The sequence below is a fragment of the Bacillus sp. 0909A genome, from assembly GCF_036765115.1.
GTDB classification, from domain to species: Bacteria; Bacillota; Bacilli; order Bacillales; family Bacillaceae; genus Bacillus; species Bacillus mojavensis.
The window spans coordinates 52,765-68,092 of record NZ_JBAIZU010000001.1 but is presented as its reverse complement, the minus strand read 5'-3'; the positions used below and the strand labels follow the sequence as shown (position 1 = coordinate 68,092).

Sequence of the window (15,328 nt, the reverse complement as noted above, 5' to 3'; positions counted from 1 at the left end):
TTTTTCACACAGCATATAGAAACAAAAATCGTGGTTTACTAAACTTTTACTAAATATAACAAAATATTCTGAAATTCATTATTGTAACCGCTTACTTTCCTATGATAGTATCAATTTATCAAAAACGCATGAGTAAAATATGTCTTGCGTTTTAGTAAATCTCATCACATGAAAGGGAGTAACCATGGTTCGGATAAAAGATATCGCCTTAAAAGCCAACGTTTCAAGTGCTACTGTTTCGAGAATTTTAAATGAAGATCATTCGCTTTCTGTTGCAGGTGAAACGAGGCAAAGAGTAATCAGTATCGCTGAAGAGCTAGGCTATCAAACTGTCGCTAAACGCCGAAAAGCCCGCGGACAAAAACAGCGCGCGCAGCCGCTTATCGGGGTGTTGAGCTGCTTATCTCCCGATGAAGAACGGCAGGATCCTTATTTTTCTTCTATTCGCAAAGGAATTGAAAAAGAATGCTTTGAACAGGAAATTTTCATTACAAACTCCATCCATCTCGGTTCCTTCCAGGAGCATATTTTTCGGGAATTAGACGGCATCATTGTGATCGGCCGTGTCCATGACGAAGCCGTTCAACATATCAGCGGCCGATTAGAGCATGCCGTGTTTATCAATCATTCTCCAGATCCGCAGATATACGACTCGATTGGGATTGATTTTGAAGCCGCCGCACGCCAGGCAATTGATCACCTTTTCGATTTAGGTTACAAACGTTTAGGCTATATCGGCGGGCAGGAGAAGGAGCATACACTGAGGGACGGCCAAAGCATTCGCAGAACAATTGAAGACAAACGCCAGACTGCCTTTTTGCAGTCCGCCAATCCTCAGCCTGAACACGTCTTGGTCGGCGATTACAGCATGCGCGAGGGCTATCGTCTGATGAAAAAAGCCATCACTCAAGGCAATCTGCCGGAAGCCTTTTTTATCGCAAGTGATTCTATGGCTATCGGGGCATTAAAAGCACTTCGGGAAGCCGATCTGCATGTGCCGCGGGATACAGCCATTGTCAGTTTTAACGGCATTGAAGAGGCCGAGTTTGCCAGCACACCTTTAACCACGGTGAAAGTGTATACAGAGGAAATGGGCCGCACAGGTGTAAAACAGCTTCTCGACCGCTTTAACGGCCGAACAATTCCTCATCAAGTCACCCTGCCGACAACGCTGATCATCAGGCAAAGCTGCGGATACACAGCTAAGGAGGTGACGCAAGAAAAACGTTCATCAAGATCATAAGGAGGAAAAGATGAAACACATATTTGTTTTATTTCTCTCTCTTATTCTGCTGATTTTGCCGGGCTGCTCACCTGAAGAAAGCACTGCAGATACGGGCAAAAAGACGTTAACCATTTATTCTACGATGTCAACGGACAGTGAAAGAAACACATTCAGAAAACTAGCCGCAGCGTTCGAAAAGGAAAGCGGCATTCGCGTCAGCATTCATTTCCCAGGCAATGACTATGAAAATATGATGCGTGTCAGAATGGCCGCCAATGATCTGCCTGACCTCTTTGATACTCATGGCTGGGGGAAAATCAGGTACGGGGAGTATACAGCCGATCTCCGGGATATGGACTGGACTCAGAAACTTGACCCGAATTTAAACAGCATCCTTAAAAACAAGAGCGGAAAGGTATACGCATATCCGATCAATCAGGCAAAGGACGGTCTGGCATACAACCGCAATATATTAGACCGTTTCGGCATTGATCCGCCCGAAACGATGGATGCTTTTATAAAAGCATTGAGAACGATTAAAGAAAAAGGCAATGGAGAAATCGTTCCTTTCTGGTTCGCCGGATATGACAAAAGCTCTTTCGCCCAATATTATGACCAATTCGCAACACCTCTTCTCATCACAGACCCTGCCCATAATGAAAAGAAACAGCTCATTGACGGCACCTTCAATTGGAGCAAATTTACTTATCTATCAGATGCCCTCAAACAAATGCAGAAAGAAAAACTCATCAATATCGATGCCGTAACAGCAAAAAAATCACAGCTCATTGAATTAATGGCCCAAAATAAAATCGCTTTTACCATGCAGGGCGGCACTCTTGGTCAAGACGTCGCCCAAATTAACCCGAATGTAAAGGTTGGGATTATCCCGACACCAGCTATACACTCCGGTGATGACCCGATATGGATTGGAGGCGAGCGCTATACACTGGCAGCATGGAAAGACTCGCCTCATTTAAAGGAAGCAACGCAATTTATCGCCTTTATGGCTCGTCCCGCCCATGCGAAAGAAATGGCTGAAGCCACCTCGCTTCCTTCAGGGCTGACCAATGTAAAAGCTAACATTTTCTATGCCAAAGACTATCAGCAATATCAGAATATGAAAGTCGAACCTTACTTCGACCGATTGTACTTGCCGAACGGGATGTGGGATGTGATGGGAACGGTCGGCCAGGAGCTTGCGGCAGACATTTTGACACCCAACGAAATTTCTAAAAAGCTGGGAAGAGAATATAAACGACTCCGGGAGCAATCTGAAACACAGGGAGCTGAAAACAATGAGTGAGATCGCCAGAGACGCACATGTGAAACAGGTCAAGCCGAATAAACAGTCCTCACTTTGGTGGATGTATATTCCGGCTCTGCTCTCCGTTTTGATCTTCATGATTTATCCGTTTATAAAAGGCGCTTTTATCACCTTCACAAACTGGAACGGATTTTCTCAGGTTTATCAGTGGGTCGGTTTCTCTCAGTATGAAAGGCTGTTTGCTGATCCGGACACATGGCATATCTTAAAAAACACGCTGCTATACGGACTCGGCAGCACCTTTTTTCAAAACGTCATAGGGCTTCTATACGCCCTGCTATTGAATCAAAGCATAAAAATGAAAGCGATAACAAGAACAATTGTGTATTTGCCGGTTATGATCAGTCCGCTCATTATGGGCTACATTTGGTACTTCTTCTTTTCTTATGACGGAGGCGCGCTTAATGACCTGCTTGGCGTTTTCGGTATCAGCCCGATCAACGCGCTTGCCAGTCCGTCTTCGAACCCATGGATCATCGTCATGATTAACACGTACCAATATGTCGGCATCGCCATGATTGTCTATTTGGCAGGCCTGCAAAGCATTCCAAAAGATTACTACGAAGCAGCGGAAATGGATGGCGCAACACGGGGCCAGCAGTTTTTCGGCATCACCCTGCCCCTGCTAATGCCATCGATTACGATCAATATGGTCATTAACATTATTGGGGGCTTAAAGCTGTTTGACGTGATCATCGCGCTTACTGCAGGCGGACCCGGAAACGCGTCGCAATCGATGTCGACGTTTATGTATGACCTGTATTTTAAACGGCAGGATGCGGGTTACGCTGCGACACAAGGCATATTTATGGCATTTGTCATTTTGATCATCAGCTTTTGCGCGCTTGCGTACTTTAAAAGAAAGGAGACGGAAATGTCATGAGAGCCGTCCGCTCAAACAAACTGCGGTTGATTACACTTCTCGCTGCCATTGTAGCCTGTGCGCATTTCATTCCTTTTTATATTCTGCTGACCACTTCATTGAAAGCAAAAGGCGATTACAGTTCCAAATGGCTGTTTCCAGCTGATATTTCCTTTCAAAATTTTACTGAGGCATGGGAGCGTGCTTCACTTGGCAACTCGTTTATCAACACAATCATCATCACAGGCGTTTCGGCATTGTTATTAATCATATTCGGCTCACTGGCCGCCTACCCTCTTGCCAGGCGGGAAACCAAACTGAATAAAGCCGTTTTCGCGCTGCTGATTTCCATTATGATCATCCCTCCGTTAACGTCCATGGTGCCTTTATACAGAATGGTCGTGGACGCCGGTATGGTCAATACACACGCAGTCGCCATTTTGATCAATACAGCGGCGTATATGCCGTTAACCGTGTTTTTGTATTCCGGCTTTATCCGTTCAACCATTCCAAAAGAGCTTGAAGAAGCGGCAAGAATGGATGGAGCGGGAATGCTGAAAATCTTTTTTACGATCGTATTTCCTTTGCTGAAGCCGATCACTGCCACCATCTGTATTATTTCCTGTGTCTTTATATGGAATGACTATCAATTTGCGATTTTCTTTTTACAGGATCAGAAGGTGCAGACACTTACTGTCGCAATGGCCGGGTTTTTCGGAGAAAACGCCAACAATCTGCATTTGGTCGCCGCAGCTGCCATCATGGCGATGCTGCCGATGGTCATTCTGTTTCTGGCGTTGCAAAAATACTTTATTGCCGGGCTGTCATCAGGAGCGGTAAAAGGATAATGAATTAAAGGAGGAACCGACATGAAAAAAATCACATTTATCGGTGCAGGGAGCACAATTTTCGCAAAAAATGTTTTAGGAGACTGCTTGTTAACGGAGGCGTTAAATGGGTTTGAATTTGCGCTTTACGACATTGATCCAAAACGCTTGCAGGAATCTCAGCTTATGCTCGAAAATTTGAGAGACCGCTATAATCCAAGCGTCGTTATCAACAGCTATGATGACAGAAAACTGGCTTTGCAGCATGCGGGCTATGTGATTAATGCCATTCAGGTCGGAGGCTATAAACCAAGCACAGTCATCGATTTTGAGATTCCTAAACGATACGGATTACGGCAGACAATTGCCGACACGGTGGGCATCGGCGGGATATTCAGATCACTCAGGACAATCCCCGTGTTATTTGATATCGCAAAAGATATTGAGGAAATGTGCCCCGACGCCTGGTTTTTAAACTATACAAACCCAATGGCCTCCCTGACTGGCGCTATGCTTCGCTATACGGATGTGAAAACGATCGGGCTGTGCCACAGCGTTCAAGTGTGTACAAGAGATTTATTTAGATCTCTCGGTATGGAACACGACGGGATTGAAGAACGAATTGCAGGCATCAATCATATGGCATGGCTGTTGGAAGTGAAAAAGGACGGCGTTGATTTATATCCCGAAATCAAAAAGAGAGCGAGAGAAAAGCAAAAAACAAAGCATCAAGATATGGTGCGATTTGAATTGATGGATAAGTTCGGTTATTACGTCACGGAATCATCAGAGCACAACGCAGAATACCATCCTTATTTTATCAAGCGAAACTATCCTGAATTGATCAACGAGCTGCAGATCCCGCTAGACGAATATCCAAGAAGATGCGTGAAACAGATAGAAGATTGGGAGAAAATGAGGGATGACATTGTTAACAATAAAAACCTCACCCATAAACGTTCAAAAGAATATGGCTCAAGAATAATAGAAGCGATGGAAACGAATCAGCCATTCACCTTCGGAGGAAACGTGTTAAATACCGGGCTTATCACAAACCTTCCTTCCAAAGCGGTCGTTGAAGTGACATGCGTCGCCGACAGAAAAAAAATAACCCCATGCTTTGCAGGAGAACTGCCTGAGCAGCTCGCAGCGTTAAACAGAACGAATATCAACACACAGCTGATGACCATTGAAGCTGCTGTTACACGGAAAAAAGAAGCTGTCTACCAGGCAGCTATGCTTGACCCGCATACAAGTGCAGAGCTGTCCATCAATGACATTATTTCGATGTGTGATGATTTATTTGAAGCGCACGGCGATTGGCTTCCAGCATACAAATAAAAAAAAACTAGGGGTAATCTCTCCCCTAGTTTTTCGGTTTCGTTTCGCCTTCCCAGGCCATCATGCCGCCTTCTACGTTGACTGTTTTAAAGCCTTGCTCATCCAAATACTTGCAGACATTCATGCTGCGCATTCCTGAGCGGCAGATAAAAGTGTACTCTTTGTCTTTATCGAGGGTTTCCATTTTTTCAGGAATATCTCCCATGCGAATATGAACCGCTTGCGGGATCATGCCTTCCGCAACCTCTTCATCTTCTCTGACATCAATCAAATACAATTCTTCATCCGCCTCGATTTTTTCTTTCAGATCGGCAGTGCTGATTTCATTTATTTTCAACCGATAACACTCCTATTCACGATGATGACTTTAAGTATACCAAAGTCCGTCAGTCAATTTCTATTAAGAGAATGATGAAAAAATCCCCTTTTTGACCAAGGGGATTTTTTCAGGATTAGTTTGCCACAATATTGACAAGCTTGCCAGGCACCGCGATAATTTTTCGAATGGTTTTGCCTTCAAGCTGCTCTTTGACCTTTTCATCTGCTTGAGCAAGCTGTTCCAGCTGTTCCCTCGTCGCATCTGCAGGAACCTGTAGTTTCGCTTTCACTTTTCCGTTCAGCTGAACAACAATTTCAACTTCGTCGTCAACAAGTTTAGCTTCATCATATACAGGCCAAGCCTCATATGCAATCGTACCGCTATGGCCCAATTTCTCCCACAGCTCTTCCGCGAGGTGAGGCGCGATAGGAGATAGGAGCTTCACAAAGCCTTCCATATATTCCTTCGGCAGCTCTGACGCTTTATAGGCCTCGTTGATAAAGACCATCAGCTGAGAAATCCCTGTGTTAAAACGCAGGCCCTCATAGTGATCTGTCACTTTCATGACTGTTTCATGATAGACGCGCTCCAATGTTTCACCAGCGCCTTCAACGATTTTGCCATTTAGCTCTCCGCTGTCTTCAACAAACAGACGCCATACGCGGTCAAGGAAGCGGCGTGCGCCGTCTAGGCCTGATTCAGACCAGGCAATTGAAGCATCAAGCGGTCCCATGAACATTTCGTACAATCTCAGCGTATCAGCGCCGTGAGATGCAACGATTTCATCAGGGTTGACAACGTTCCCTTTTGATTTACTCATTTTCTCGTTGTTTTCACCAAGAATCATTCCTTGGTTATACAGCTTTTGGAACGGTTCTTTCGTCGGCACTACACCGATATCGTATAGGAACTTGTGCCAGAAACGGGCATACAGAAGGTGAAGCACAGCATGCTCCGCGCCGCCGATATACATATCAACCGGAAGCCATTTTTCCATTTTCTCAGGTGATGCCAGCTGATCCGGATTGTGCGGATCAATGTAGCGCAAGAAATACCAGCAGCTTCCCGCCCATTGCGGCATTGTATTCGTTTCTCTTCTTCCTTTTTTCCCTGTTTCAGGATCTGTGACTTCAACCCACTCTTTAATGTTCGCAAGCGGTGATTCGCCGGTGCCGCTCGGTTTGATTTCGTTTGTTTTCGGCAGAATCAGCGGCAGTTCTTCCTCTGGCACAGCTGTTGACGTTCCGTCCTCCCAATGAATGATCGGAATCGGCTCGCCCCAGTAGCGCTGGCGGCTGAAGAGCCAGTCGCGCAGACGGTAAGTGACTTTCTTTTCGCCGTTTTTCGTTTCTTCCAGCCAAGCGATCATTTTTTCAATCGCTTCCTGTTTATTAAGTCCGTTCAGGAAGTCAGAGTTTACGTGCTCTCCGTCGCCTGTGTACGCTTCTTCTTCCACGTTTCCGCCTTTCACGACTTCCTTGACTGGAAGGCTGAATGTGTTGGCGAATTCAAAATCACGCTCATCGTGACCGGGAACCGCCATGACTGCACCTGTTCCGTATGAAGCAAGAACGTAATCTGCGATCCAGATCGGCAGTTTTTCACCGTTTACAGGATTGATTGCATAAGCTCCCGTGAAGACGCCTGTCTTTGTTTTCGTGAGATCCGTGCGTTCAAGGTCACTCTTTGATTGAATTTCTTTGATATAAGCTTCTACAGCTTCTTTTTGCCCAGCAGCTGTGATTTTTTCTACCAAAGCATGCTCCGGAGCAAGGACAGTGTATGTAGCGCCGAACAATGTATCTGGTCTTGTTGTAAACACCGTAAATGATTCATCATGTCCATCTATGCCAAAATGAACGTGCGCACCTTCAGAACGGCCGATCCAGTTGCGCTGCATGTCTTTAATGCTTTCCGGCCAATCAAGCTCTTCCAAGTCATCAAGAAGCCTGTCCGCATAAGCTGTGATTTTCAGCATCCACTGCTTCATCGGGCGTCTTTCGACCGGGTGGCCGCCGCGTTCACTCTTTCCGTCAATGACTTCTTCGTTGGCTAGAACCGTACCGAGTGCGGGGCACCAGTTTACCGGCACCTCATCAACGTAAGCAAGGCCCTTTTCGTATAGCTTTAAGAAAATCCATTGTGTCCATTTATAATATTCAGGATCTGTCGTGTTGATTTCACGATCCCAATCATATGAAAAACCGAGCGCCTGGATTTGGCGGCGGAAATTATCGATATTCTGCTTCGTAAACACTGCCGGATCATTCCCGGTGTCGAGGGCGTATTGCTCAGCCGGCAGACCGAATGCGTCCCAGCCCATCGGATGAAGAACGTCATACCCCTGCATGCGCTTCATGCGAGAGAGGATATCCGTCGCTGTATAGCCCTCAGGGTGTCCGACGTGAAGACCCGCTCCAGACGGATAAGGAAACATGTCCAGCGCGTAAAATTTTTGTTTCTCATTATGATCAAGAGTGGCAAATGTTTTGTTTTCCAGCCAATAATTTTGCCATTTCTTTTCTATCTCTTTGTGCTGAAAACTCAAAGTAAAAACCTCCTTCTGATTGAATACGGCGTTTTATGTTCAAGTATTGACGGGACAGGGAGGATTATATTCAGAATATTCCCAAACTAAAAAAAACTCCCTCATCCCTAAAAGGGACGAGAGACTTTCGTTTTCCCGCGGTACCACCCTCGTTAGCGCGGCAGACGCCGCACTCACTTGATACTTTTAACGCAGTTATGCGTCAGCGGCTTTTCACCGCTGCAACTCTGAGGTGAGTTCGGAAACAAACTTGATTGACTTTCACCAGCCGTCAACTCTCTGAAACAATATCTGCTTCTTACTGCTCCTCTTCATTGTTCTTTTCGCAACCGTAATCTTAACTGTATTTTATAGAATTCTGTTCATAAGTGCAAGCAGGTTTGTATACAATGGGAATGTACCCTGAACGGGCGAAGATTGAGGACAATTATTCTGGTGGAGTTTTGGTTTGACGTTTCGACTCGGCCGGTTCGCCGCCGCTGTTCATTTCTCTTACAAAATCAAAGCTTCTGAGAACAGCTTCACCGCCGTAGCCTGAGATAATGGATAAGATGACAAGTTGAATTCCTGAATCGGGGTCAGCGGATAGTACAAGTAAAATGGAAGCCGTCATGCCGATAAACCAATCTTCCAAAAATCCAAGATAGATAAACCGCTTTGTCATCCTGGGTTTCTCCAGTCTGCCTCTCTTTTTCACATGACCGAGAATCCCCATGATTCCTCCAATTACACAAGCAATTAATACCTGATGCAGCATCTTCATCATCACCTTCCTAAAGCCCTTATTTCGTAAAGCGACTTCAGGCCATCCAGCCCCCTTAAACGATTCCGATGATTTTCGATATCTACATACTGGCAAATCTGAAAAAGCTTGTTTCTTCCATTATATGTGAACACATGATCGGTAAGCTTGATGCATTAGATTCATTTTTCACCCAGTGACATTTACCTAGTCATCTATTTAGCATCTAGTAACCTTTCCGTTCATATGTTCAAACTCTGTTCTTATTTTTAGTGTATACGAGGACAAGCCCGAATGACAAACAACAAACTGCGCTTGCTTGAATCAGAACATGTGTTGTGCTACGGTTACTGTAGAATTCATTAAAAAAAGGGGAATATCAGGCTTTCGCACAGCAAGCTGGCGGCCTAAGGGGGAATTATATGGCTAGTTTTCAATCATTCGGAATAAAAGGACAGCTGGACGTCATCATAAAAGCGCTTGATCACGCGCGAGTCGGTGTAGTGATTACAGATCCTGCACTTGAAGATAATCCGATTGTCTACGTAAACCAAGGCTTTGTTCAAATGACCGGCTATGAGGCCGAGGAAATTTTAGGAAATAACTGCCGCTTCTTACAGGGAAAAGATACAGACGCTGGTGAAGTGGGCAACATCAGAGCCGGTTTACAAAATAAAGAGCCGGTTACAGTTCAGATCCAAAACTACAAAAAAGACGGGACGATGTTCTGGAATGAGTTAAATATTGATCCGCTGGAAATAGAAGACAAAACCTATTTTGTCGGAATTCAAAAAGACATTACCAAGCAAAAAGAGTATGAACAGCTTCTCGAGGATTCCCTCACAGAAATTACTGCACTTTCAACTCCTATTGTGCCGATTCGCAACGGCATTTCGGCTCTTCCGCTAGTCGGCAACCTGACAGAGGAGCGATTTAATTCCATCGTCAGTACATTGACGAATATTTTATCAACATCCAAAGATGATTATTTGATTATTGATTTATCAGGATTGGCCCAAGTAAATGAACAAACCGCCGACCAGATTTTCAAGCTGAGCCATTTGCTGAAATTGACCGGAACAGAATTAATCATTACGGGCATAAAGCCCGAATTGGCCATGAAGATGAATAAACTGGATGCTAATTTTTCATCGCTGAAAACATATTCTAATGTAAAGGATGCTGTTAACGTGCTCCCGATTATGTAAAAAGATCCCGCTCATCCGGCGGGATCTTTCTTATGAAGAAACTGAAGCTTGCTTATTCGCTTTATCAGCTGATTTTAACCGTTTGTCGTATAAAACGGTCGTGGCTATGCTGATCATAAGCAAAACCAAAAGAGATAAAACGAGAGCATGAATGCCGGAATGATCGACGAGCACTCCTCCGAACAAAGGCCCTATCATTCTGCCACCTGTCGCAGCGCTGTTCACAAACCCTTGATAAAATCCTTCTTTCCCTTTAGGCGCAAGCTTGTTGGCAATCGTTGGCACCGCAGGCCAAACAAGCATTTCTCCGATGGTCAAGATCACCATGGCAGCCAAAAACATTGGAAATTGCTTCGCAGTCAGCAACATGCTGTAAGACACAATAAAAATGACAAAACCAATGATCATTTGCGCTTTTAACGACTCAGCCCATTTTTTCACAAAAAAGCTGACAAGCGGCTGTCCAACCACAATTAAAATTCCGTTAATCGTCCACAGCACACTATACAAAGAAAGAGACATCCCGATACTTTGCGTGTACGAGGCAATGGTGGTAGACCATTGAGAATATGCCAGCCACCCGAGCACATATCCGCTGCTCAATATGACCAGAGCCGTAAATTTCGCTTTGCTGCTTACAGCATCATAATCAAGCACAGACGTTTGAGACACATCCTTCGTCTGAATGTTTCGAAATCCGAAATATACGATAAAGAAAAAAACCACATACAACGCGGCATTCGCCAAAAATACGTATGAAAACGAGAAAGACGCCACTACGCCGCCAAGCGCAGAACCGACGGCAACGCCTGCGTTTTGTGCGACATAAATCGCATTAAATGCCCTTCTTCCCCCTTCTGGCCACACTGATCCAGCCATTGCGTAACTGGCCGGAAAAACAACACCCGAACCAAACCCTACAATTGTAAGCAACACAATATAAAACGGCCAATCATGAAAAAAGACGAGACCCACCAAACTTGCTAACGTAATCGCAATTCCGAGCATGATGGATTTGAACCCGCCGATTTTATCAAACAAAAACCCGCCGCATAAATTCCCTGCCACACTGGCGCCGGAATTCAGCATAAGGACAATGCCCGCGACCGTTAACGACTTTCCTAAATGATTATGAATATAGATCGTGTTAAGCGGCCATAAAAAGGATGCCCCTGTCACATTAATAAACATCCCTATCACTAAAATTTTCAATGCGCGCGGCATACTGATCCCCCTTTCTTATCTATAAAAGCTCATGAAAAAACGGAAACCTCAAAAGGCTCCGTACGAATCCAGTTATCATAGCACATTCATTCTATCTGTCTGTCTCATATTTTTCAACAGATGAGTGTGAAAAAATCTAACAAATATTGTTCGAAAATTGTAAAATAAATAGAAAAAGGAGTGAATTTCTTGGAAATGGCATTCGCATTCCTCGGTTTTTTCGCATTTCTCTTTTCGCTTGGCTATGGATTGTATCACCTCGTCAGATATGTGCTGAAAAAGGAAAAACGGTTCTCTAAAAAACTCTTTTGGCCGCTTTTCATTGGAGGCCTCATTCTGCTCTTCACCGGAGCAGCTTTGTCAGAACCTGACGCTGCCGCAACAAATGCTGATAAAAAATATTCAGCTCTAAACACTGAATATAAAAGTCTTAAAAAAGAGCATGAAGCACTTGAGAAAGAGTATGAAGCCATCAGCTCTGAAGCAAAGAAACTGAAAGACAATACAAAAGATCAAGACAAGCTCAAGCAGCTGGAGAAAGAAAATAGTGAATTAAAAAAGACTCAGAAATCATTAAAAGCAGAAAATAAAGAACTTCAAGAAAAACAAAAACAGCTCAAAGAAGATACCAAAACAGCAAAGGCTGAAAATGAAACCCTTCAACAGGATAAAACAAAGCTTGAAAAGCAATTAAAAGAGGCGCAAAACCGAACAGCCAGCACGAAAGAAAACAGCGAACAATCTTCAACCAGCACAAATAAAAGCAACGAAACCAACACTGCTGATACAGCAGAAGGCTGTCTTATCAAAGGCAGCAAAAACGGCATTTATCATACGCCGGGCAGTACATACTATGACCGGACGACAGACCCTGCTGACATGTTTTGTTCAGTGGAAGAGGCTGAGGCAGCCGGGTATCGGGCGCCGAAACGATAAACAAAAAAGCTCCAGTTCTCTGGAGCTTTTACTGTTTTACAATGCCGACTTAATCACCTTTTTATAATAAAGAACCGACAGAATACCGAAAATAGAATAGAGTGCAGTATATAACACCATCACCATAATCATCGGCGACCATACCTCTGATCCGAATAAGAACCAGCCGGATTGTACGGCAAAGTAACTGTGAAAGAGGCCGATCACCAATGGAATGCCGAAGTTATACATTTGTTTGATGCGTATCCCCTTCAGCAGGTCGCCCTGTGTAAAACCGAGTTTTCTTAGGATGGTATAATTCGGTTTTTCTTCTTCACTTTCACCCATTTGTTTAAAGTAAAGGATGCACCCCGAGGTGATGAGAAATGTTAATCCTAAGAAACCAACGATGAACATGACCATACCAAAAAGAGATTTTTGCGCAATACTTGTATCCAGCCTTGATAAATGTAGATCTTTCTTGTTCACCTTCTGAAAAAGCTCATTTGCTTTTTCAAGCTGATCTCCATGTTTCATATTGATGCCGATAAATTCAGATTGCGCCAGCTGAATGCGAGGGTCTTTATCTTTGTTCAGCCGTTTAAACAGGTTGTCATCTACTATGACTGCAGGCATTCCCCCGCTTGTAAACGTGTAGGATACAAGAAACTCTTCTCTTAATCCTTTATAGTGTAATGATTCTGTCTCATTCTTGCTTTTGACTTTAATGCTGCCGGAGTCTTTTAAAACCATTATTTTTTGCAGCAAATCAGTGTATCCTGAGAAAACCGCTTCCCCAGCTGACACATCGACTCCTTTTACATCTTTATCGCTAACAACAGCCAGCTGTGTGTTGCCGGGATCGCCCTGCATCTCTTTCGAAGTTCCATCCATGATATTTGTGAGATCAAAAGACGATTGCAGGACAGGCATTTCTTTTTTGACGTACGAGATGTCATTTTCACTCAAACTGCTTTCAAATCGTTTGGCATCTTTCTCATTCATGAATGAAAAATCCGCCGCTACATTTTGTTCAGCAGTCTTTTCTGCCGAGTAATACGAAATATAAGCAAGGGATAACAGCCCGATGGCGAGCGCTGAAACGGTTGTGATAATCGTCAGCAGCAACGCGTTCGATTTCATTCTGAACATAATCGATGACAGTGACAGAACCTCTGAGATATTCAAGTAGCCGCCCTTGCTTTTCCGAATGATGTTCGAGATAAACGTAACCGATCCTTTATAAAAGAGAAACGTCCCGATAATGACGGACCCTAAGATAAAACTCATGGCGAAAAACAGTTCGTTTATGGTCTTGAATTTTCCGCTAAACAGCTCGGAAGACACGTAGTATCCCGTTAAAATCAACACGATGCCCAGTGCCCCGATCAGCATCTGGAAAAAAGAGATTCTCTTCACTTTATCCTCAGTGGAAGACGTTACTTTAAACAAAGATAAGATACTTTGTTTTTTGATAAACGTATAATTCATGATCATAATCAAAAGGTAAATGCCGCAGAACACAATGATTGTTTGAACCAAGGCTTGCTCAGAAAAATGCAGTTTCGCATCAGCTTTGACATCGACGATTTTGAACAAGATCATAAGCACAAGCTTTGATATTGAAAATCCGGCAAAAACCCCGATGGCTAACGAGCCGAAATACAGCATGATATTTTCCGCACTTAAGATACGAAAGATTTTGTGCTTTGTCATTCCTATTAGTTGAAACAGCCCGATCTCTTTACTCCGTCTTTTAATAAAAATGGTATTGGCATACAAAATAAAGATTGATACAACAGCCACAAGCAAAATTGAAGCGGTTTTAATAGCCGCGGCGCCTTTAATAGAAGCTTTTACTTCATTAATGGACGGGTCATATTGGAGTGTGACAAATGCGAAATAAAGCGCCACACTAAAGATTAAGGCAAACACATAGAGGTAATAATTCCTGATATTCTTTTTCAGATTTCGCAGAATGAGCTGATTAATGTTCATGCTGAACCCCGCCTAACACGCCTTGTGTTTTCATGATATCCTGGAAAAACGTCTGCCTGTCTTGGCCCCCTTTATTCAGCTGCGTATACATTAAACCATCCTTAATAAAAATGACTCTGCCGCAGTAGCTCGCTGCAACGGGATCATGGGTAACCATAATAATTGTGGCGCAGCGTTTTTGATTGAGCTGGCTCAGCTTGTTTAATAGGTCAGAGGCTGATTTCGAATCGAGCGCGCCGGTCGGCTCATCAGCGAATATAATGCTCGGGTCATGAATAAACGCTCTTGCGGCAGATGTTCTCTGCTTCTGGCCGCCGGAAATTTCATTCGGGTACTTATCCCGCAATTCATAAATTCCCAATTCCTTCGCCACTTCCTCAAACTTGCGGTGTGCTTCCTTTTTTGATATTTTCGTGATCGATAACGGCAGAAGGATATTTTCTTTCACTGTTAATGTGTCTAGCAAATTGTAATCCTGAAAGATAAAGCCTAAGTGCTGTTTTCTAAATTCAGCCAGCTGCTTTTCCTTCAAGGACGTCATTTCGTTTCCGTTAATGTTGATCGTTCCGTGACTGACCTTATCTATCGAGGACAGAACGTTAAGCAAAGTGGTTTTGCCCGACCCTGAAGCACCCATAATGCTGACGAATTCGCCCTTTTCAATGTGAATATCGATGCCCTTCAGCACTTCCTGTTTATTTAGCTTGTTACCATAGCTTTTTCGAATTTTATTCGCTTCTAAAATCATCATGTCCGTAGTCTCCTTTATATTGGATACTGTTATTATAAAAA

13 protein-coding genes and 1 other annotated feature are annotated in these 15,328 nt (G+C 43.9%); of the genes, 7 read left to right on the top strand and 6 right to left on the bottom strand.

Annotation, left to right across the window (positions count from 1 at the left end; all coding sequences use genetic code 11):
* The first annotated feature begins 184 nt into the window (after positions 1 to 184).
* From V6D42_RS00400 to melA, 5 genes are read left to right on the top strand one after another with little or no spacing between them, the layout of a single operon-like run.
* The gene (locus tag V6D42_RS00400; protein WP_333512050.1) at positions 185 to 1,243 is read left to right on the top strand and encodes a LacI family DNA-binding transcriptional regulator; all 1,059 of its coding nucleotides are present in this window, start codon (positions 185 to 187) and stop codon (positions 1,241 to 1,243) included.
* Positions 1,244 to 1,253: 10 nt separating this feature from the next.
* Positions 1,254 to 2,531 carry an ABC transporter substrate-binding protein gene (locus V6D42_RS00395; RefSeq protein ID WP_333512049.1) on the top strand — a complete coding sequence of 426 codons (1,278 nt, stop codon included), beginning with the start codon at positions 1,254 to 1,256 and terminating at the stop codon, positions 2,529 to 2,531.
* Positions 2,524 to 3,435, top strand: coding sequence for a carbohydrate ABC transporter permease (locus tag V6D42_RS00390; RefSeq protein WP_333512048.1), 912 nt, complete (start codon positions 2,524 to 2,526; stop codon positions 3,433 to 3,435). Before V6D42_RS00395 ends, V6D42_RS00390 begins: the two co-directional genes overlap by 8 nt.
* Positions 3,432 to 4,262 carry a carbohydrate ABC transporter permease gene (locus tag V6D42_RS00385; RefSeq protein ID WP_333512047.1) on the top strand — a complete coding sequence of 277 codons (831 nt, stop codon included), beginning with the start codon at positions 3,432 to 3,434 and terminating at the stop codon, positions 4,260 to 4,262. Before V6D42_RS00390 ends, V6D42_RS00385 begins: the two co-directional genes overlap by 4 nt.
* Positions 4,263 to 4,283: 21 nt before the next feature.
* Positions 4,284 to 5,582 carry an alpha-galactosidase MelA gene (gene melA, locus V6D42_RS00380; protein ID WP_333512046.1) on the top strand — a complete coding sequence of 433 codons (1,299 nt, stop codon included), beginning with the start codon at positions 4,284 to 4,286 and terminating at the stop codon, positions 5,580 to 5,582.
* A 25-nt stretch (positions 5,583 to 5,607) separates the two neighbouring features.
* Here melA and V6D42_RS00375 read toward each other — a convergent pair whose 3' ends face one another.
* From V6D42_RS00375 to V6D42_RS00365, 3 genes are all read right to left on the bottom strand, one after another.
* Positions 5,608 to 5,919: a rhodanese-like domain-containing protein gene (locus V6D42_RS00375; RefSeq protein ID WP_333512045.1), complete on the bottom strand. Its 312-nt coding sequence runs from the start codon at positions 5,917 to 5,919 to the stop codon at positions 5,608 to 5,610.
* A 115-nt stretch (positions 5,920 to 6,034) separates the two neighbouring features.
* Positions 6,035 to 8,449, bottom strand: coding sequence for a leucine--tRNA ligase (gene leuS / locus V6D42_RS00370; protein WP_333512044.1), 2,415 nt, complete (start codon positions 8,447 to 8,449; stop codon positions 6,035 to 6,037).
* A 109-nt stretch (positions 8,450 to 8,558) separates the two neighbouring features.
* Positions 8,559 to 8,773: a binding site (T-box leader), on the bottom strand.
* 103 nt (positions 8,774 to 8,876) lie between these two features.
* The gene (locus V6D42_RS00365; RefSeq protein WP_003223352.1) at positions 8,877 to 9,212 is read right to left on the bottom strand and encodes a DUF4257 domain-containing protein; all 336 of its coding nucleotides are present in this window, start codon (positions 9,210 to 9,212) and stop codon (positions 8,877 to 8,879) included.
* 401 nt (positions 9,213 to 9,613) lie between these two features.
* Here V6D42_RS00365 and V6D42_RS00360 point away from each other — a divergent pair, with 401 nt between their 5' ends.
* A complete protein-coding gene (locus V6D42_RS00360) occupies positions 9,614 to 10,399 on the top strand; it encodes a blue-light photoreceptor (protein ID WP_333512043.1) in 786 nt (261 codons plus the stop codon).
* A 30-nt stretch (positions 10,400 to 10,429) separates the two neighbouring features.
* Here the strand turns inward: V6D42_RS00360 and V6D42_RS00355 are convergent, their stop codons facing one another.
* The gene (locus tag V6D42_RS00355) at positions 10,430 to 11,623 is read right to left on the bottom strand and encodes an MDR family MFS transporter (protein ID WP_333512042.1); all 1,194 of its coding nucleotides are present in this window, start codon (positions 11,621 to 11,623) and stop codon (positions 10,430 to 10,432) included.
* Between the two features lie 189 nt (positions 11,624 to 11,812).
* Here V6D42_RS00355 and V6D42_RS00350 point away from each other — a divergent pair, with 189 nt between their 5' ends.
* Positions 11,813 to 12,559 (top strand): LMBR1 domain-containing protein, encoded by a 747-nt coding sequence (locus V6D42_RS00350; RefSeq protein WP_333512041.1) that lies wholly within the window; start codon positions 11,813 to 11,815, stop codon positions 12,557 to 12,559.
* A 36-nt stretch (positions 12,560 to 12,595) separates the two neighbouring features.
* Here V6D42_RS00350 and V6D42_RS00345 read toward each other — a convergent pair whose 3' ends face one another.
* Together V6D42_RS00345 and bceA are read right to left on the bottom strand one after the other, a co-directional pair.
* A complete protein-coding gene (locus tag V6D42_RS00345) occupies positions 12,596 to 14,536 on the bottom strand; it encodes an FtsX-like permease family protein (RefSeq protein WP_333512040.1) in 1,941 nt (646 codons plus the stop codon).
* The gene (gene bceA, locus V6D42_RS00340) at positions 14,526 to 15,287 is read right to left on the bottom strand and encodes a bacitracin ABC transporter ATP-binding protein BceA (protein WP_333512039.1); all 762 of its coding nucleotides are present in this window, start codon (positions 15,285 to 15,287) and stop codon (positions 14,526 to 14,528) included. Before bceA ends, V6D42_RS00345 begins: the two co-directional genes overlap by 11 nt.
* Between the last annotated feature and the right edge of the window lie 41 nt (positions 15,288 to 15,328).